Here is an 18,095-nt window from a genome sequence, read left to right as displayed (position 1 = left end):
TATGCATAAAAGTGCATAAATTATTGCAATTCCCATATGAATAGTTGATTTGCCCACCTTGGATGGCATTATAGCGCACAAGCGACTCTGGTGGAGGAGACCGGAGGCGTGCAGAGGCTACCGATCGCGTGCAGCGGCAAGCAGCCCACGGGAGGAAAACATGACGGCAAACGAGAATGCGGCGGTCTACTTCGTGGACCGCCACGTCGCGGAAGGGCGCGGTGGAAACGTTGCCTTCCGCGAGGCGGCGGGCAAACGGCGGGATCTGACCTACGGCAGGCTGGCCGAACGTTCGGACCTTGTGGCGGGCGGCCTGGAGCGGTTGGGCATCCACCCCGAACAGCGCATCGCCTGCCTCGTCCTGGACCAGATCGAATATCCAGAATTGTTCTGGGGCGCGCTGAAGGCGCAGGTCGTGCCCATTGCGTTGAACACGCTCCTGACGGCGGAGACCTACGACTTCATCCTGCGGGACAGCCGCGCCGTTGCGCTCTTTGTCTCGGCCGAATTGTATGACGTGGTACAGCCGGTGTTGGCAAACAATCCGGTTCTGCGGCAGGTGGTGGTGATCGGCGACACGGTGCCCGAAGGAGCGCTGTCCTGGGACGCAATGCTGTCAGGCGCCAGCCCGCGTAAGGCCGCGACGGTGGGTGAGGACGAATGCGCCTTCTGGCTGTATTCTTCAGGCTCCACCGGGCAGCCGAAGGGCGTGCGCCACGTGCATGGGGCGCTGAAGGCCACCGCCGATACCTATGGCGCGCAGGTGCTGGGCATCCGGGAGGACGACGTGGTCTATTCGGTGGCGAAGATTTTCTTTGCCTACGGGCTGGGCAACGCGATGACCTTTCCGATGTCGGTCGGCGCCACGACGGTGCTGTTCCACGGCCGCCCGCTGCCGGAGGTGGCGGCCGGGATCATCCGTGACGAGAAGCCATCAATCTTTTGCGGCGTGCCGACGCTCTATGCGGCTATGGTGCATTGGCTGGAAAAGAACGGCGTGCCGGAGCATTGCCTGCGGTGCTGCATCTCGGCGGGGGAGGCGCTGCCGGAAGAGGTGGGCCGCGCGTGGGGCAAGCTCTGGGGGGGCGACATCCTGGACGGTGTGGGATCGACGGAAATGCTGCACATCTTCCTGTCGAACCGGCCTGGGGACGTGGTCTACGGCACCTCAGGCGTGGCTGTTCCCGGCTACGATCTCCGCTGTGTCGACGAGGAAGGCACGGAGATCAAGCCTGGCGGCGTCGGAGAGTTGCTGGTGCGCGGTGCCTCGGCGGCGGAGGGGTATTGGAACAAGCGGTCGAAAAGCCGCACGACCTTCGAGGGCGAGTGGACACGCACGGGCGACAAGTACGAGATCACCGAGGCCGGGCGGTTCGTCTACTGTGGACGGACCGACGATATGTTCAAGGTCTCGGGCATCTGGGTCAGTCCCTTCGAAGTCGAACAGGCGCTGGTCTCGCATCCCGGCGTTCTGGAGGCGGCCGTGGTGCCGTTTCGTGACGCCGACGATCTGGAAAAACCAAAGGCCTTTGTCGTTTTGAAGGACGGCACGGAGCCGGCCGCGGTAACGGCGGAACTGAAGGAATTCGTGAAGGCGAAGGTCGGCGCGTGGAAGTACCCGCGCTGGGTGGAGGTGCTGGACGACCTGCCAAAGACCGCCACGGGGAAGATCCAGCGTTTCAAGCTGCGCGGACGGGCGCCCTGCGATGACCTGCACGCGGCGGATACGAAGAATGCACAGAAGGAGGGCGCGGCATGAACTGGCCGAAGGAGATTACCGCCGGGGGAAAACGGCTGGAATGTCGCAGGCTTGGGCCGCAACCGGGCGAGGCACCGACCGTCGTGCTGCTGCACGAGGGTTTGGGGGCGATGGCGCTCTGGCGCGACTTTCCCGAACGGCTGGCGGCGGCGACCGGCTGGGGCGTTTTCGTCTATTCGCGCGCGGGTTATGGCCAGTCGGAGGCGGCGGACCTGCCAAGGCCGCTCGACTACATGACCCGCGAGGCCACGGAAGTCCTGCCGGAGGTGCTGGAGACCATCGGGTTCGAGCGCGGCGTGCTGATGGGCCATTCCGACGGGGCGACAATCGCTGCGGAATACGCGGGCTCGGTCGAGGATTTCCGGGTGCGTGGACTGATCCTCGAGGCACCGCATTTTTTCACCGAAACAATGGGGCTGGCCGAGATCGCGCGCGCGCGGGAGGTCTTCGCCACCGGCGACTTCAAGGCGAAGATGGCGAAGTATCATGACGATCCGGAGGCGACCTTTCGCGGCTGGAACGACGCCTGGCTCGATCCGAAGTTCAAGTCCTGGCACGTGGGAGAGGTAATCGACTATTGGCGGGTACCCTGCCTGGCCATTCAGGGAGCGCAGGATCAATACGGCACGCTGGCGCAGATCCGTGAGATCGAGGAGCGCAGCTACGCTCCGGTGGAAACGCTCGTGTTGGATGACTGCCGCCACGCGCCGCACGCAGATCAGGCGGAGGCGGTCCTTGCGGCCTGCGCCGAGTTTCTTGCCCGGCTGGAACGCATCGAGGCGGCGGAGCCGGATGCGGCGTGACGGCCGGTCCCTACCTTCCGGGCCGGACGCCGCGTCCGCCGGAGGGGGCGTTCGATCACCTAAAAGAGGTATCGCACCCGCTGGAACGCTGTCCCGCGTGGCGTGCGGGTGTGCAGTTCTTCCGGGAGGGCTACTACTGGGAGGCGCATGAGGTCTGGGAGGCAGTCTGGATGGCCGCCCCCGAAAACGGGCCGGAAAAGATCATGGTGCAGGCGGCGATCCAGCTGGCCAATGCAAGGCTGAAGCAGGCGCTGGACCGTCCACGCGCGGCGATACGGCTGCAGCGGATGGCCAGCGGCCTGATGCAGGAGGCGTGGAACCGGGGCGGTGGCAGCGTAATGGGGATGGTGCGGCCCCTATCGGGAAGTGGTGTGCAATATAGTGCAGAAAGAGCCCTGTTGCGCGGCAGAAATTAGCGTCCGGGCGGGAAAATCGGGATTGTTAGGTTTCGTATTTGCGATATAATGCAGAAATGCGCGGGAGGAGACAGGGCACATGACCAAGCGAATCGAATTTCAGGTGGACCCCGCGGCGTACCGCCATTGGAAGATCGACTACGACGGTGCTGTGGCGAACCTCACCATGGATGTGGACGAGAACGGAGGTCTCTTCGACGGCTACCAGTTGAAGATGAATTCCTACGATCTGGGTGTCGACATCGAGCTGGCGGACATCGTGCAGCGGATGCGCTTCGAGCACCCGGAGGTGAAGGTCGTGGTGATGAGGTCCGGCAAGGACCGGATTTTTTGCGCCGGGGCCAACATCCGGATGCTGGGCGGCGCGAAGCACACGCACAAGGTCAACTTTTGCAAGTTCACCAATGAGACGCGAAACACCTTCGAGGCGGCGGAGGAAGACAGCGGCCAGAAATACATCGCAGCGGTAAAGGGGGCCTGCGCGGGCGGTGGCTACGAACTGGCGCTGGCCTGCAACCACATCATGCTGACGGATGACTCGTCGTCTTCGGTGTCGCTGCCAGAGGTGCCATTGTTGGCGGTGTTGCCGGGCACTGGCGGGCTGACGCGGGTGACGGACAAGCGCCGTGTGCGGCGCGACCGGGCGGACGTCTTCTGTTCCACCGAAGAAGGTGTGCGGGGCAAGCGCGCGGCTGAATGGCGGCTGGTGGACGAGGTCATCCCGAACTCGAAGTTTGACGAGACGGTCGATCGGCGCGCAAGGGAATTTGCTGCGGCCTCGACAAAGGCGGACGTGGCGCAGGGCATCGCGCTGGGCCCGCTTGACCGGACGTTTCACGAGGACGGCTCCGTTACCTATTCGACGGTGGAGGTTCAGGCCAACCGCGCGGGCCGCACCGTGACGATCACCATAAAGGGCCCGGAGGCGAAGCCGCCCGCCGACATGACCGCCTTCGAGGCGCAGGGCGACCAGGCCTGGATGCTGCGCGCGGCACGGGAAGTGGACGATGCGATCCTGCATCTGCGGCTGAACGAGCCGGAACTGGGCCTGATGGTCTGGAAGACGCAAGGCGACGCGGAGGTGCTTCTGGCGCATGAGGCGCTCCTGATGACCAACCGCGACCACTGGCTTGCGAACGAGGTGCTGCAATACTGGAAGCGCGTGCTCAAGCGTGTGGATGTGACCTCGCGTTCCATGGTCGCTCTGGTCGAGCACGGGTCATGCTTTGCGGGTGTGCTGGCAGAACTGCTGTTCGCCGTCGACCGCAGCTACATGATGGAGGACGAATTCGAGGGCGACAACAGACCCATTGCGGCGGTGACCCTGTCGGATGCCAATTTTGGCCCGATGCCGATGGCCAACGGGCTGACGCGCCTCGCGACCCGGTTCCTGGGCGAACCGGAGGCAGTCACCGCCGCAGAGGCTCGGAAGGACGTGGGCCTGGAGGCCGAAGAGGCCGAGGCGGCGGGATTGGTGACGGAGATCCTCGACGACATCGACTGGGAAGACGAGATCCGTATCTTCCTAGAGGAACGCGCGAGCTTCAGCCCGGATGCGATGACGGGCATGGAGGCCAACCTGCGTTTCGCCGGGCCGGAGACCATGGAGACGCGGATCTTTGGACGACTGACAGCCTGGCAGAACTGGATATTCATCCGCCCGAATGCGGTGGGCGAGAACGGCGCTCTGCAGCGCTACGGCACCGGCGTGCGCGGCGAATACAACATGGAGCGCGTGTGACGGATTTTCGCCGAAAATCCGGATCCCCGAGGAGGACATCGAATGCTTGACCTGATCAACGTGAGCTATGACACGCAGATCCCCAACAACGTGGGGTTGTCGTCGGACAAGAAGGTGCTGAAGGCGCTGGAGCGCTGGCACCCCGGCTACATCAACTGGTGGAATGACCTGATTCCGCAGAATTTTCAGGAATCCATGGTCTATCTGCGCACCGCCGTTTCGGTCGATCCGAAGGGTTGGGCGAAATTCGACTACGTTAAGATGCCGGAATACCGCTGGGGCGTGCTGCTGGCGCCGCAGGTCGAGGATCGCCGCATCCCAATGGGTGAACACGCGGGCGAACTGGCGTGGCAGGAGGTGCCGGGCGAGTATCGCAACATGCTCAAACGTCTCATCGTGATCCAGGGCGACACGGAACCCGGATCGGTCGAGCAGCAACGGTTCCTTGGGCTGACTGCGCCGTCGCTTTACGACATGCGCAACCTTTTTCAGGTGAACGTGGAGGAGGGCCGCCACCTGTGGGCGATGGTCTACCTTCTGTTCAAGTACTTCGGCAAGGATGGCCGCGAGGAGGCCGACGACCTGCTGCGCCGCTCGTCCGGCTCGGAGGAAGCGCCCCGGATGCTGGGCGCCTTCAACGAGGAAACGCCGGACTGGCTGTCGTTCTTCATGTTTACCTATTTCACCGACCGCGACGGCAAGATGCAGCTTGAATCGCTGGCGCAATCGGGCTTCGACCCGCTGTCGCGCACCTGCCGTTTCATGTTGACCGAGGAAGCGCACCACATGTTCGTGGGCGAAACCGGCGTGGGAAGGACGATTCAGGCGACACTGGATGCGATGAACAAGGCGGGGATCACCGACCCGTATGACATCAACAAGATCCGCGAGATGGGCGTCATCGATCTGCCGACCATCCAGAAGAAACTGAACCTGCATTACACGCTCTCGCTGGACCTCTTCGGACAGGAGGTGTCGACCAATGCCGCCAATGCTTTCAACTCGGGCATCAAGGGTCGCTACATGGAGACCCGGATCGACGACGACCACCGTCTGCAGGGTGACACCTACGTGGTGCGCACGGTGAAAAACGGGCTGATCGTGGCAGAAGATGTGCCCGCGCTGACCGCGATCAATATGCGTCTGCGCGACGATTACGTGCGTGATGCGGCGGGGGGTGTCGGCCGCTGGAACAAGCTGATCGAGAAGTCCGGGATCGATTTCCGCCTGACCCTGCCACACGAGGCGTTTCACCGGCAGATCGGAGTCTTTGCCGCGATCAAGGCCGACCCGGAGGGCAATATCATCTCGGACGACGAATGGGAGAAGCGCCGCGATGAGTGGCTGCCCTCGAAGGCGGATGGCGACTTCATCACCTCGTTGATGAAACCATGCTTCGAGCCGGGCAAGTTCGCGTCGTGGATCGCGGCGCCGAAGGTGGGGATCGACAACAAGCCGGGTGATTTCGAATACGTGAAGCTGCACATGGCGTGATCGTGAAAGGAGATGGTCAGGATTTTCGTCGTAAATCCTGAACCGAGCGTCGGCGGGGGGGGAGCGCCGCCAGCCGGTAGAAATACCCGCCCCCCCGATACAGACCAGACAGGAAAGCCGAGATGGATACGAAACGCGTTGTTGGACATGCGCCGCGCACCCGAGCGGTGGCCGAAGAGCTCATCGGCATTGAAGGTCCCTGCATCGGGTGCAAGGGCTGCACCGGGCTCTGCGCCGCGCTGATAGAGGCGCTGTCGGTGCCGGACGTGGTGCTGCACCGAGGCTGATCCCGGCGAATTTACAAGACGAAGGGCCGGGGGACGGGCATACCTCCGGAGGAGGATGGCGCGTGAACAAACCCCTGAAGCAACACCTGATCGATCCGGAAATCTGCATCCGCTGCTATACCTGCGAGATGACCTGCCCGGTGGAGGCCATTGTCCACAACGACGACAATGTCGTGGTGGACGCGTCGAAGTGCAACTTCTGCATGGATTGCATTCCCGTTTGCCCCACCGGTTCCATCGACGAATGGCGCGTGGTGGCAGAACCCTATCCGGTAGACGAGCAGTTCGGCTGGGACGAACTGCCCGACCAGGAGGACTTGGGCGGCAGCGAAGCGGATACCGGGCTGGAGGCCCTGGATGAGGACATGGCGGCGCTCTTGGCGGAGGCGCATGCCGGCGCGGGGGGCAAGGCGAAGCCCCCCCTGAGCGCGGCCAAGCCCACGGTGAACCTGTACACCCTCGGCAAGCCCGCGGTGGCGAAGGTGACCGGCATCGTGCCGCTGACCAAGGATCCGGGGCACGACGTGCGCCACATCATCCTCGACTTTGCGGGGCAGACCATGCCGGTGCTCGAAGGCCAGTCCATCGGGATCATCCCGCCGGGGCATGACGCCGAGGGGCGACCGCTGCTGCCCCGGCTTTACTCCGTGTCGTCTCCGCGCGACGGCGAACGGCCGAACTACAACAACCTGTCACTGACTGTGAAGCGCGAGAAGGGCGGTGTCTGCTCGAATTATCTATGCGATCTGAAGGTGGGCGACACGGTGCAGGTCACGGGGCCCTTCGGGGCGACCTTCCTGTTGCCCGACGATCCGGAGGCGCGGCTCCTGATGGTGTGCACCGGAACGGGATCGGCGCCGATGCGGGGCTTCACCATGCGCAGGCAGCGCACGGTCGGCGGCCGGTCTGGCGGCATGGTGATGTTCTTTGGCGCCCGCACCCCGGATGCGCTGCCCTATTTCGGGCCGCTCAAGAAAGTGCCCGCAGCATTGCTCGAACAGCATCTGGTCTATTCCCGTGCCACGGAGGCGAAGGAATACGTTCAGGATCGCATGATGGCCGAAGAGGAGCGCGTGGCCGAACTGCTGGCTGACCCGAAGACCCACGTCTACGTCTGCGGCCTCCGCGGGATGGAGCAGGGGGTGGAGCAGGCCTTTGTTTCGATCGCGGAAAGCATCGGCCAGCCCTGGGGGGCGCTGAAGGACGCGATGCGCGAGGAAGGACGCTACCACGTCGAAACCTATTGAGGCCTGGAAAAGGACGCAGGCGGTCCGGCAGGTCAGGGCGAGTTGGGGGCGCTGCCCCCGTCGCGGAGTTTCTGGAACCAGGGGGTGGTCACTTCTGATCATGGGCGCGGGGCTGGAAATTGGAATGTGTCAGCCACTTGGGCACGGAATTTTGGAATGACTTGCTAGGTGCCTGCTGAACGATGCCGGTTCGGGTCGCGGAGGCATGGCATGCCTGTATCTGACCTGACGCCGGCGCGTTATGGTGAAAAGCCCCGAAACGCCGTTGAACGCCGCGCAGAAGCCGATAGTGTGATGCATTATAGTTCACAATGGTGCGGGCAAGATGAGCAAGGTGCAGCCACTGGCTGGGGAATTGACGCACCGCGGGGCGGAGGCGGAGCGCGCGGTAAATGCCGTCTTGGCGCGCGTCGGCGATCGGGTGCGCCGCGCCCGCGAGGCGCGGCATATTCCCCGCCGGGTGCTGTCGGAGATGTCGGGGGTTTCGCCACGGTACCTTGCTCAGCTCGAGGGGGGCGAGGGCAACATCTCTATCGGCCTGTTGACGCGCGTGGCGCTGGCGCTGGACCTGACCATCGACCGATTGGTGGGGGAGGAAGATCCCTGGACGTCGGAAACCCTTCGGGTGGCAGACCTTTTCGCGCGAGCGGACCGGCCCGCGCAGGTGCGGGTTCTGGCAGCGCTGGACAGGCGGGCGCCGGAGGGCGCGCGGGCGCAACGGCTCTGCCTTGTTGGACTGCGCGGCGCGGGCAAGTCGACCTTGGGGCGGCTGGCGGGGGAGGCGCTCGGTGTGCCATTTCTGGAACTGAACGCAGAGATCGCGCGCCTGGGCGGTATGCCGGTGGCAGAGATCATGGCGCTTTATGGTGCGGAGGGCTACCGCGCGCTGGAGGCAGAGGCGGTCGAGGGCGTCATCAAGGCGCACGAGCGGATCATCCTCGCGGTGGGCGGCGGCCTTGTGGCAGAGAGCGCGACCTACGAGCGCGTTCTCGAGCGCTTTCATACCGTTTGGGTGAAGGCCTCGCCCGAGGAGCATATGGAGCGAGTCCGGGCGCAGGGCGATCTTCGACCGATGGCGGGTCGGCCGGAGGCGATGCAGCAGTTGCGCACGATCCTGCGCGCGCGCGAGGCTCTTTATGAGCGGGCGCATGCGGCATTGGACACCAGCGACGCGACGCTGCATGAAAGCCTTGAGGCTTTGCGGAAGTTACTGACCCGAAAGGGGTTTCTGGGCCCGATCTGAGGAGTTTTCGGCATGAAGGAGCGCTATGGGCGGCGCGGCCTGGGGGGCAGACCATGGATAAGCCGCCCGTTAAGGCCTTTGATCTGACCGTGCGGCGGAACTACGCGACCACAGGTCTTGTGGTGGGGCGCGCAGTCGGTGCGCCGGATTGGTCGGCGGCGGAGCCTGGCGATATCAACCGCGTTGCCGTGGTGGGCGGGGGCAGCATGGGTGGCGGGATCGTTTCTGCCTGCCTTAACGCCGGGTTGCATATGACTTTGGTTGAGCCCGACTTGGAGAGCCTGACCCGGGCCGAGGCGAGCTTGAGAAAATTCATCGATGCTTCTCCGTCGCACGGGCCGATCGGCGTGGCAGAGGCGTGGCGCAGCCAGCTGGTCCTTACTAGCGACTATGCAGCGGCAGCAGGGGCGGGACTCGCCATCGAGGCAACTTCCGACGCCATGGAGATCAGACGCGACATCTTTGATCGGCTTCAGGCTGTGTTGGGGCCAGAGGCCGTTCTGGCCAGCGCGACATCCACCCCGGATCTGAACGAAATCGCGGGCGCTGTCAGCGAGCCTTCCCGTGTGGTGGGCCTGCATTTCTTCGCCCCCGCAGACGTCAGTAACCTGCTCGAGATCGTGCGCGGAGACGCTACCAGTGACCGCGCATTGGCGACAGGCCTTGCCCTCGCGAAGCGATTGCAGAAGGTCCCGGTTCTTGCCCGAAATCGCGAGGGCTTCATCGGAAACCGTATCCTCGCGCGGTATCGGGAGGCGGCAGATACCGTCTTCATGGATGGCTCGACGCCGTGGGACGTGGACGAAGCCATGGTGGAATTCGGTTTCGCCATGGGGCCTTATGAGGCGCAAGACATAACCGGTCTCGATGTGGCCCACGCCAACCTCCGCAGGCGGGAGGCCGCGCGCGATCCGGCGCGGCGTACCATTCCCATCATCGACCGGATGATGGAACTGGGCAAACTCGGGCGCAAGACCGGCGCGGGCTGGTACCGCTACCCGGGCGGCGGCGGCAAGGTGGACGATCCCATCGTCGCCGACCTTGCGCTGGAAGAGGCGCATTTCGCCGGGATCACGCGGGTGGACTATGGCCCGGAGGAGATCCGCGAGCGATTGCTGCTGGCGATGATCAACGAAGCGGCGGATATACTCGGCGAAGGGGTCGCCCAGAGCGCACGGGACATCGACCTCGTGTCTGTGCATGGACTCGGTTTTCCGCGCTGGCGCGGCGGGCTGCTGCACTACGCCGATGCGCTGGGGGCGCCTGCGATCGTCGAACGGCTGCACGCGCTGGCTGAGGAAGACCCGGTGGCCTGGCGCGTCTCACCCTTGCTGATGGATTGCCTCACGCGGGGTGTCACGCTGACAGAGCGTTGACGCCGATCAGACCGGGTAGTTCCGACATGGAGGCGAACAGGCTGGCGCCGGTCTCGGCCAGCGCGGGGTTGCCCTCCGGCGCGTAGCCGTAGACGCGCATCCCGGCCGCGATGCCGGCGCGGGCGCCGGTGGCGCTGTCCTCGATCACGACGCAGGCTTCGGGGGGATGGCCAAGCCGGCGGGCAACTTCGAGGTAGAGGTCAGGCGCCGGTTTCGGGCGCGCCAAAGTCTGACCGGACAGGATCACGTCGAAACGCGCGCGCACTTCCGGATGCTGGCCCAGGGTGACGTTCATCTTCTCCTCTGACCCGTTCGACCCGATCCCCATGGCGATTCCCGCGCGGGCGAGCCGGTCCAGCAACGCAGGGATGCCGGGGATCAACGCGGTGCCTTCGGCCAGGTGTGCATAAAGACGTCGGTAGAAGATTTCTACCCAATCCTCCGGCAGTTCGGCGCCAAGCGCACGGGCACGACGCGCCACGTCGGCCATTGTGCCACCAATCAGGGAATGCAGTTGGGCGTCGGTCAGGAGGAAACCGCGTCCGGCGATATCCTCGCGGATCAGGGCAAGGGTCTGCGGTTCGCTGTCGACGATGACGCCGTCGCAGTCGAAGATCACCGCGCGAGGGAGGTTCGTTTCATCCATGCGCCGGACACTGGTCCGACGCGGCGTGTGATTCAAGGTCTGAAACGCGGGTTTCGGCCGCCATTCTCCCTTCTTCGTTTCGCAACTTACCACGGGGGCAGGGGGAATCCATGACCGCGTGGGTGAAGATCCGCGTGGGTCGCCCGCCAGAGGGCAACCGCAGGCTCTTCAGTTCAGGTCGGCCAGCAGGCGTCCGTGGCGCTTTGTCTCCGTCAGCACAGCAGCCAGCGTGCCCAGTCCGCGCGCGTGCAGCATAGGCAGCATCCGGGTCAGCACGTCGGCCGTGGCCATTGCATCCCCCAGCGCCGTATGGCGCAGCGCGGGCGGGATCTCGACCCCGAGCCGCGTGCACAGCGCATCCAGTGTATGGGTCTGGGAGGCCCCGAAAAGCACCGCCGACAGCAGCACCGTGTCCAACACCGGATGATCCCACTCCACGCCCATGCGTGACTTGTGCCGGTGCAGAAAGGCCATGTCGAAAGGTGCATTATGTGCCACGATCACCGACCCCTGCGCAAAACGGTGAAACCGGCGCCCCGCCTCCGCGATGTCGGGTTGGTCCGCGACCATGGCGTCGGTTACCCGGTGCACGCGGGTCGACGCTGCAGGAATCGGGCGACCGGGGTTCACCAGTTGGTCGATCCGCTCTCCCGGCACGATGCGCCCGTTGACGATGCGCACCGCACCGATCTGCACGATCTCGTCCTTGTGCGGCAGCAGGCCCGTCGTTTCCGTGTCAAAGATGGTATAAGTCAGGCTTGGCAGCGGCAATTCGTGCAGCGCGCCCTCGGGCTGGTCGAGCAGGGCAAAGTCATAGGTTAGCGGCCGTGCGGCCGTGGGGCTTTCTTCGAGGTGGGCTGTATCGACCAGCACCATGCAGCCGCCTCCGGGCATCGGACGCAGGCGAACGTCGTAGCTTTGCCGGCCATCGGCGCCGGGCAGCGGGGCGGCGACCTCGCGTCCGGACTTTGCCACGCGGTGCAGGGCAGTGCGCAGGGGGCCGGGCTGGAGATAATCCGACAGCGGTGCGTTCAGGCGCGGCTGGCCCTGGCTCGCAAGAACCTCGGCGGCCTGCGCGTCATAGAGCACGATCCGCCCTTCGGAACTCAGCAGCAGGGTGGCCACGGGGATCTCTGACAGCAGCGCTGTCAGGCGGTCCTTTTCCGTCGCCAGCCGCGCGGTCTCTACCGCCACGCGGTCGGCGGAGACGAGCGTGCTTTGCGACAGCTGCAGGCTTAGCGCGGAGGCCGCCGGGGCGAGGTCGCCAAGGTGGCGCGCCAGATCCTTGTCGACGCCCCCCGCAACCCCGCCGTGGGCGCGGGCACGCAGCGCGGCAGAGAGCGACTCGATCGGTTTCGCCACGTTTTCGTCGAACAGCAGCCACACCCCGGCGCAAAGTGCGACAAGCCCGAAGCTGGCGAGGATAGCCGCGAAGGTAAATCCGTTGGTTGCATCACTCACCTGCGCCCGCTGCCAGCCAACGTAAAGCGCGCCCAGCATCAAAGCCACACCGCCGAGCGCCAGCAGGCAGAAAAACAGGAAGACACGCAGGCGCAGCGATAGGCGGGAAAGCCGCGCCATGGGCCCCGACAGGGGCATCAGGAGGCCTCGCAGACGGTCTGAACGATGGCGTCGTCATGCCCTGCCGCGTACCAGACGGGTTCTGTCCCTTCGCCGCGCGCGGGAGCGGCACGGCGGCCCGAGGCGCAGTCGACCAGAATCTGAGCCGCGACGGTGGGTTGCCAGCGTACAAACATGTACATGTCGGTGAGATAGAGCGCTGGCGCCCCATCGTTGGGCTGCATACGGCGGGTGTCGATGGCGACGAAGCGGTCGGTCATCGGGTGCAGGTAGGTCCATGGCCGCCAGAACGCCTTTGCGGGGTAAGCTTCGGCCACGGTCACCCCGTCTGGCAGGCTGGCCACCGTCCGGCCATACCAGCCGTATTCCGACGAGATCGCTGCCGCCAGCATTGCCGCACCCGCGCCCACCGGCACCAGCCAGCGCGGCAGCGGAAGCCAGCGTGTCACCAGCAACATGACGCCCGCCCCGGCGACTCCGGCAAAGATCGTGGCCAGCAGTTCCCAGAACATCCCCGTTCCTCCCTATCACGATGGCCTTGACGGCCCCGTACCCCCGTTTGCGCCAGAAATCACGGACACGCCAGACCAGCCTATGTCAGGACAGCATCCCCTTGCCATGCCCCAAGGCCGATTGCAGGGACTTGACCACCACAAAGGCATCGCGCAGGTGGCTGCGCTCGAAATCCGCCAGGCGGGCCGGGGCGAGGTAGTTGTCCGGCGGCTCCCCCGCCTTGATCTGCCGTGCCTGATGCGCTAGCCGGGTTTCGGCGATCAGGTCGTAGGCGTGCAGCAGATCCTGACCGCCCGTGCAGCTGAGCAGCCCATCGGCAATGGCCGCCTCAAGCCGGGCGCGGGTGTTCACCGGCCCGAGCCTGCCCTGCAGGGCGTAGAGGCGTGCAAGGTCGACAACCGGCACAATGCCGGAATGCTTCAGATCGATGTGGTTGCGGTGTTCGCCCGACCGGATCGTGGCGAGGCCGCGCAACAGGCCAAGCGGCGGCGTGTGTTTCAGCGAGTTCGCCAGCATGTGCGCCACGAAGATCGAGTTCCGCGAAGCCATCTCCAGCGTTTCGTGCTGCAGGTCCTGCAGCAGGGCGGGCGAGCCCCCGATGGGGCGCAAGTCGAACATGACGGAGGAGAGCATCTGCGCCTCCGGGCTGGGCCGCGTGATCCAGCCTTGGAAGTAGCCGCGCCAGGTGGCCAGCGGCTGACACCAGCGGGGGGTGGAGGCCATCATCTTACCGGGACAGAAGACGTAGCCGCAGGCGTTCAGCCCCTCGGTCACACGCTGCGCCAGGGCGGTGAACCAAGGGCGCATGTCCTCGGTATAGGCGTCGTCGAGGATCAGCACGTTGTCCTGATCGGTGATGCCGGTCTGCTCCTGCCGCCCCTGACTGCCGCAGGCGGCCCAGAGGTACGGAACCGGGGCGGGTCCGAGGTCGCGTTCCGTCAGCATCAGCAGCCGGCGGGTGGCAGTGTCGGCGATGTCGGTCACGAGCCGCGTCACGACGTCGTGCCTGTTGCCGGCCGCGACAAGTTGCACGAGCAACTGCGGGATGCGCGCCGTGACGCGGGCCATGGCGGCGGCGTCGGGGGCATCGGCGATCCCGGCGACCAGATCGGCGGAACTCATGGCCTGATAGCGGGTCAGGTCTGTTTGCGTGACCATGCCGACAAGCCGCCCGCCGGCGGTGATCGGCACATGGCCGATGCGCCGTTCCAGCATCATATGCAGCACATCGGAGCCGATGGCAGAAGGCGGCAATGTTTCCGGGGCGGCGGTCATTACCCGCGCCACCGGTGTGTCGAGCGGCAGTCCGCCCGCGACCACCTTGCCCGAAAGATCGCGGAGCGTGACGATGCCGGTCAGCGTATCACCCTCGGTGACGCAAAGGGAGGAGACATGCCGTGCCTGCATCAGGGCCGCGGCCTCCTGCACGGTGGTGGCAGGCCCGCAGGTGAGGGGGGACGTGGCCATGAGTGTCTCGACCCGGCTGGTGGTGAGGTCACGGCTGGCCGGACGCGCGGCGCGCCTGCGATCAAAGAAGCGCGCGACCGTGGGCTGCGTTTCGACCAGCCGGAGGAAGGCGTCCTTTTGCAGGACCAGCAGCAGGCTGTCCTCCGTAGCGCGTGCGGCGGTGACGGCGTGGCCGTCGCGCAGCAAGCCGCGTTCGCCAAAGGAATTGCGCGGACCGAGGGCAGAAATCTGCACGCCGTTGCGATCCGTCACGGCCACCGCGCCGGAATGGATCAGAAAAAGCCCCTCAAGTGGTTCGTCCAGCGCGTAGACGCTTTGGCCGGCGGCGAACGGGCAGGGGCGCCACGCGGGCAGGAGCGCTTCGATAACGGGCTCCGCCAGCCCGTCGTAGGGGTGCACCGTGGCGAGGAAGGCCTTCAGGGTTGCGCGGTCGAGGGACATTGGAGGCTTTCCTTGGCGAACACGGTCAGAGCCTCTGTGGCGCAGCGTTGCCATCGGTGCCTTGATCTGGCGCAGGGGCGTCAAAAGGAAAACCGGCCCCGCAGCGGGGACCGGTTCGTTGGCTTGGAGAGCGGGTTCAGTGGCCGTCCACGGCAGCAGAGGCACCGCGCGGGATGCGCACCGATTCCACCAGTTCCTCGATTTCGCGGGGGATCGGCTTGGTCATTCCCGACACGGTGAACGCCACCGTGAAGTTGATCACCGCGCCCACCGCGCCGAAGGAGGTCGACTTGATCCCGAAGAACAGCGGCGCCGCGTCGGTGAAGCTGTTGGTATCGGGAACGAAGAACCAGCCTTTGTGCAGAAAGATGTAGACCAGCGTCACGAGGAAGCCCGAAAGCATCCCCGCCACGGCGCCCTTGTTGTTCACCTTCGAGAAGATGCCCATCATCAGCACAGGGAAGATCGACGCCGCCGCGAGGCCGAAGGCCAGCGCCACGGTCTGCGCCGCGAAACCGGGCGGGTTGAGGCCCAGCCAGGTCGCCACGGCGATCGACACGCCCATGGCGATACGCGCCGCGAGCAATTCGTTCTTTTCCGAGATGTTCGGAGTCAGCTGGCCCTTCATCAGGTCATGGCTGACCGCCGAGGAAATGGCGAGCAGCAGACCGGCTGCGGTCGAAAGCGCGGCGGCGAGACCACCGGCGGCCACGAGGCCGATCACCCAGGAGGGCAGGTTGGCGATTTCCGGGTTCGCGAGAACCAGAATGTCGTTGTTGAAGTTGGTCAGTTCATTGCCGGTCCAGCCTTCGGCCGCAGCCCTTTCCTGCATCGCGGGCGAGGTTTCATTGTAGTACTGGATGCGGCCGTCGCCGTTCTTGTCCTCCCAGCCCAGCATGCCGGTCTTCTGCCATGTTGCCATCCAGTCATAGGCCGGGTCGGTCTCGATCTGTTCGAGGCTGACAGCCTGCGCGGCTGTGCCTTCCGGCCAGAACTGCTGCGTGATGTTCAGGCGTGCCATGGCACCCACGGCAGGGGCCGTCAGGTACAGCAGCGCGATGAAGACCAGCGCCCAGCCCGCGGACCAGCGCGCGTCAGACACCTTCGGCACGGTGAAGAACCGCATGATGACGTGCGGCAGACCGGCGGTGCCGATCATCAGTGACAGGGTGAACAGAACCATGTTCAGCGTGTCGCCGTTGTGCGCGGTGTACTGGTTGAAGCCGAGTTCGGTCACAATCTGGTCGAGCGTCTGAAGCAGCGGCACTCCGTCCGAAGTGGAACCGAAGAGGCCGAGCCCCGGGATCGGGTTGCCGGTCAGTTGCAGCGAGATGAAGATCGCCGGGATCGTGTAGGCGAGGATCAACACGACGTATTGCGCGACCTGCGTGTAGGTCACGCCCTTCATGCCGCCGAACACCGCGTAGGCGAAGACGATCACGGCGCCGATCAGAAGGCCCGTGGTGTTCGACACTTCGAGGAAGCGGCCGAAGGCCACGCCGACGCCGGTCATCTGGCCGATCACGTAGGTGACGGAGGCGATGATCAGGCAGATCACGGCTACCATGCGCGCGGTGGGCGAATAGAAACGGTCGCCGATGAACTCGGACACGGTGAACTTGCCGAACTTGCGCAGGTAGGGCGCCAGAAGAAGCGCCAGCAGCACATAACCGCCGGTCCAGCCCATCAGGAAGGCGGAATTGTCATAGCCGGTGAAGGCGATGAGGCCTGCCATCGACAAGAAAGAGGCCGCCGACATCCAGTCGGCCGCCGTCGCCATGCCGTTGGTGACGGGGTGCACGCCGCGCCCGGCGGCGTAGAACTCCGAGGTCGATCCGGCGCGGGCCCAGATTGCGATGCCGATGTAGATCGCGAAGGAGGCGCCCACGAACAGCAGGTTGATGGTAAACTGATCCATGTCCTTATTCCTCGTCCACGCCGTATTCACGGTCGAGCTTGTTCATCCGCCAGGCGTAGAAGAAAATCAGCGCCAGGAAGACCAGGATCGAGCCTTGCTGCGCGAACCAGAATCCGAGGTCGGAACCGCCGACCGCGATGCCCGACAGCATCGGGCGCAGCAGGATGCCAAACCCGAAACTGCACAGCGCCCAGATGACGAGGCAGATGATGATGAGGCGCAGGTTGGCTTGCCAGTAGCTTCGGCCCGCCTCGGCCTGCGCGGCCGTATTGGTTGCGTGATCCGCCATGATGCGCGGTCTCCTCTTCCCTTGTTTTCCGCCCCTCGCACCGTCAGGCCGGGGGCGCCCCTTCCCTTGCCCGGCCCGGTTGAGGGCGGGGCGCGCGACGGTCAGCCCGTCGCGGTCTTCACGATCGCGGCGAGCTTCGCCGCGATGTCCTCGATCTCGCCCATGGCGTCGATGCCGATCAGCGCGCCCTGGGCGCGGTAATGGGCAATCAGCGGCGCGGTCTGGGCGTGGTAGGCCTCGAGACGGCTTGCCACCGTCTCGGCGGTGTCGTCGGCGCGGCGCTTGAACTCGGTGCCCGAGCACTTGTCGCAGTGGCCCGCGCGGGCCGGCTGCTTGAAGCTGTCGTGGTAGCCCTCGCCGCAGGTGGCACAGGTAAAGCGCCCTGCTATGCGGGTGACCATCGCGGCGTCGTCGACCTCGAGGCTGACGGCGGCGTCGATCTTCTGGCCGCTTTCGCGCAGGAGCGTATCCAGCGCCTCTGCCTGAACGGCAGTGCGCGGGAAGCCGTCGAGGATGACGCCCCGCGCGCAGTCGGGCCGGGCCAGGCGATCGCGCAGGATGGCGATGACGATGTCGTCGGAGACAAGCTGCCCCGCTTGCATCACGGCCTCGGCCCGTTGGCCCGCTTCGGTGCCCTCCGCGACGGCCGCGCGAAGCAGATCCCCAGTCGAGAGCTGGACGAGGCCGAAGGTCTCTTCCAGCATCCGCGCCTGCGTGCCCTTGCCGGCGCCGGGCGGGCCGAGCAGGATCAGGACGGGGGCGATATTCTTCGCAACATCAAGCATCTGTCACCCCCTGTTCATCCTGTTTTCGATGAGGTCGTCGACGACGGCGGGTTCTGCGAGTGTTGATGTGTCTCCGAGGGCGCCGTAGT

General features: G+C 65.2%; 16 protein-coding genes. 9 read left to right on the top strand and 7 right to left on the bottom strand.

Annotated features, from left to right (window positions below; all coding sequences use genetic code 11):
- The first annotated feature begins 160 nt into the window (after nucleotides 1–160).
- The 9 genes from J5474_RS16685 (at nucleotide 161) to J5474_RS16645 (ending at nucleotide 10,366) form a co-directional block, all read left to right on the top strand.
- Nucleotides 161–1,759 (top strand): benzoate-CoA ligase family protein, encoded by a 1,599-nt coding sequence (locus tag J5474_RS16685; RefSeq protein ID WP_209362165.1) that lies wholly within the window; start codon nucleotides 161–163, stop codon nucleotides 1,757–1,759.
- On the top strand, nucleotides 1,756–2,562 hold the full coding sequence (locus J5474_RS16680) for an alpha/beta fold hydrolase (protein ID WP_209362162.1): 807 nt from the start codon (nucleotides 1,756–1,758) through the stop codon (nucleotides 2,560–2,562). The genes J5474_RS16685 and J5474_RS16680 overlap by 4 nt, the downstream gene beginning before the upstream one ends.
- On the top strand, nucleotides 2,559–2,978 hold the full coding sequence (locus J5474_RS16675) for a DUF309 domain-containing protein (protein ID WP_209362160.1): 420 nt from the start codon (nucleotides 2,559–2,561) through the stop codon (nucleotides 2,976–2,978). Before J5474_RS16680 ends, J5474_RS16675 begins: the two co-directional genes overlap by 4 nt.
- Before the next feature lie 79 nt (nucleotides 2,979–3,057).
- Nucleotides 3,058–4,719, top strand: a complete 1,662-nt coding sequence (gene boxC, locus J5474_RS16670; protein ID WP_209362158.1) for a 2,3-epoxybenzoyl-CoA dihydrolase — start codon at nucleotides 3,058–3,060, stop codon at nucleotides 4,717–4,719.
- A gap of 42 nt (nucleotides 4,720–4,761) precedes the next feature.
- A complete protein-coding gene (gene boxB, locus J5474_RS16665; protein ID WP_209362156.1) occupies nucleotides 4,762–6,213 on the top strand; it encodes a benzoyl-CoA 2,3-epoxidase subunit BoxB in 1,452 nt (483 codons plus the stop codon).
- A gap of 122 nt (nucleotides 6,214–6,335) precedes the next feature.
- Nucleotides 6,336–6,500: a hypothetical protein gene (locus J5474_RS16660; protein ID WP_209362154.1), complete on the top strand. Its 165-nt coding sequence runs from the start codon at nucleotides 6,336–6,338 to the stop codon at nucleotides 6,498–6,500.
- 62 nt (nucleotides 6,501–6,562) lie between these two features.
- Entirely contained in the window at nucleotides 6,563–7,747 is a 1,185-nt protein-coding gene (gene boxA, locus J5474_RS16655) for a benzoyl-CoA 2,3-epoxidase subunit BoxA (protein ID WP_209362152.1), read from the top strand.
- 325 nt (nucleotides 7,748–8,072) lie between these two features.
- Entirely contained in the window at nucleotides 8,073–8,990 is a 918-nt protein-coding gene (locus J5474_RS16650) for a helix-turn-helix transcriptional regulator (protein WP_209362150.1), read from the top strand.
- Nucleotides 8,991–9,043: 53 nt separating this feature from the next.
- The gene (locus J5474_RS16645; RefSeq protein WP_209362148.1) at nucleotides 9,044–10,366 is read left to right on the top strand and encodes a 3-hydroxyacyl-CoA dehydrogenase; all 1,323 of its coding nucleotides are present in this window, start codon (nucleotides 9,044–9,046) and stop codon (nucleotides 10,364–10,366) included.
- Here the strand turns inward: J5474_RS16645 and J5474_RS16640 are convergent.
- From J5474_RS16640 to J5474_RS16610, 7 genes are all read right to left on the bottom strand, one after another.
- Nucleotides 10,347–11,012, bottom strand: coding sequence for an HAD family hydrolase (locus tag J5474_RS16640; protein ID WP_209362146.1), 666 nt, complete (start codon nucleotides 11,010–11,012; stop codon nucleotides 10,347–10,349). The genes J5474_RS16645 and J5474_RS16640 overlap by 20 nt on opposite strands.
- 168 nt (nucleotides 11,013–11,180) lie before the next feature.
- Entirely contained in the window at nucleotides 11,181–12,611 is a 1,431-nt protein-coding gene (locus tag J5474_RS16635; protein WP_245216529.1) for a 3'-5' exonuclease, read from the bottom strand.
- Complete coding sequence (locus tag J5474_RS16630) at nucleotides 12,611–13,105, bottom strand: hypothetical protein (RefSeq protein WP_209362144.1); 495 nt, start codon at nucleotides 13,103–13,105, stop codon at nucleotides 12,611–12,613. Before J5474_RS16630 ends, J5474_RS16635 begins: the two co-directional genes overlap by 1 nt.
- Nucleotides 13,106–13,190: 85 nt before the next feature.
- Nucleotides 13,191–15,014: a DUF294 nucleotidyltransferase-like domain-containing protein gene (locus J5474_RS16625; protein ID WP_209362141.1), complete on the bottom strand. Its 1,824-nt coding sequence runs from the start codon at nucleotides 15,012–15,014 to the stop codon at nucleotides 13,191–13,193.
- A gap of 136 nt (nucleotides 15,015–15,150) precedes the next feature.
- Nucleotides 15,151–16,932 (bottom strand): sodium:solute symporter family protein, encoded by a 1,782-nt coding sequence (locus tag J5474_RS16620; RefSeq protein WP_209362139.1) that lies wholly within the window; start codon nucleotides 16,930–16,932, stop codon nucleotides 15,151–15,153.
- Nucleotides 16,933–16,936: 4 nt separating this feature from the next.
- Complete coding sequence (locus J5474_RS16615; protein ID WP_209362137.1) at nucleotides 16,937–17,221, bottom strand: DUF4212 domain-containing protein; 285 nt, start codon at nucleotides 17,219–17,221, stop codon at nucleotides 16,937–16,939.
- Between the two features lie 101 nt (nucleotides 17,222–17,322).
- A complete protein-coding gene (locus J5474_RS16610; protein ID WP_209362135.1) occupies nucleotides 17,323–18,006 on the bottom strand; it encodes an adenylate kinase in 684 nt (227 codons plus the stop codon).
- Nucleotides 18,007–18,095: the final 89 nt, after the last annotated feature.

The organism is Sagittula salina, from assembly GCF_017813235.1.
In the GTDB taxonomy this organism is placed as follows: Bacteria; Pseudomonadota; Alphaproteobacteria; order Rhodobacterales; family Rhodobacteraceae; genus Sagittula; species Sagittula salina.
This window is presented reverse-complemented; position numbering and strand designations above follow the sequence as displayed.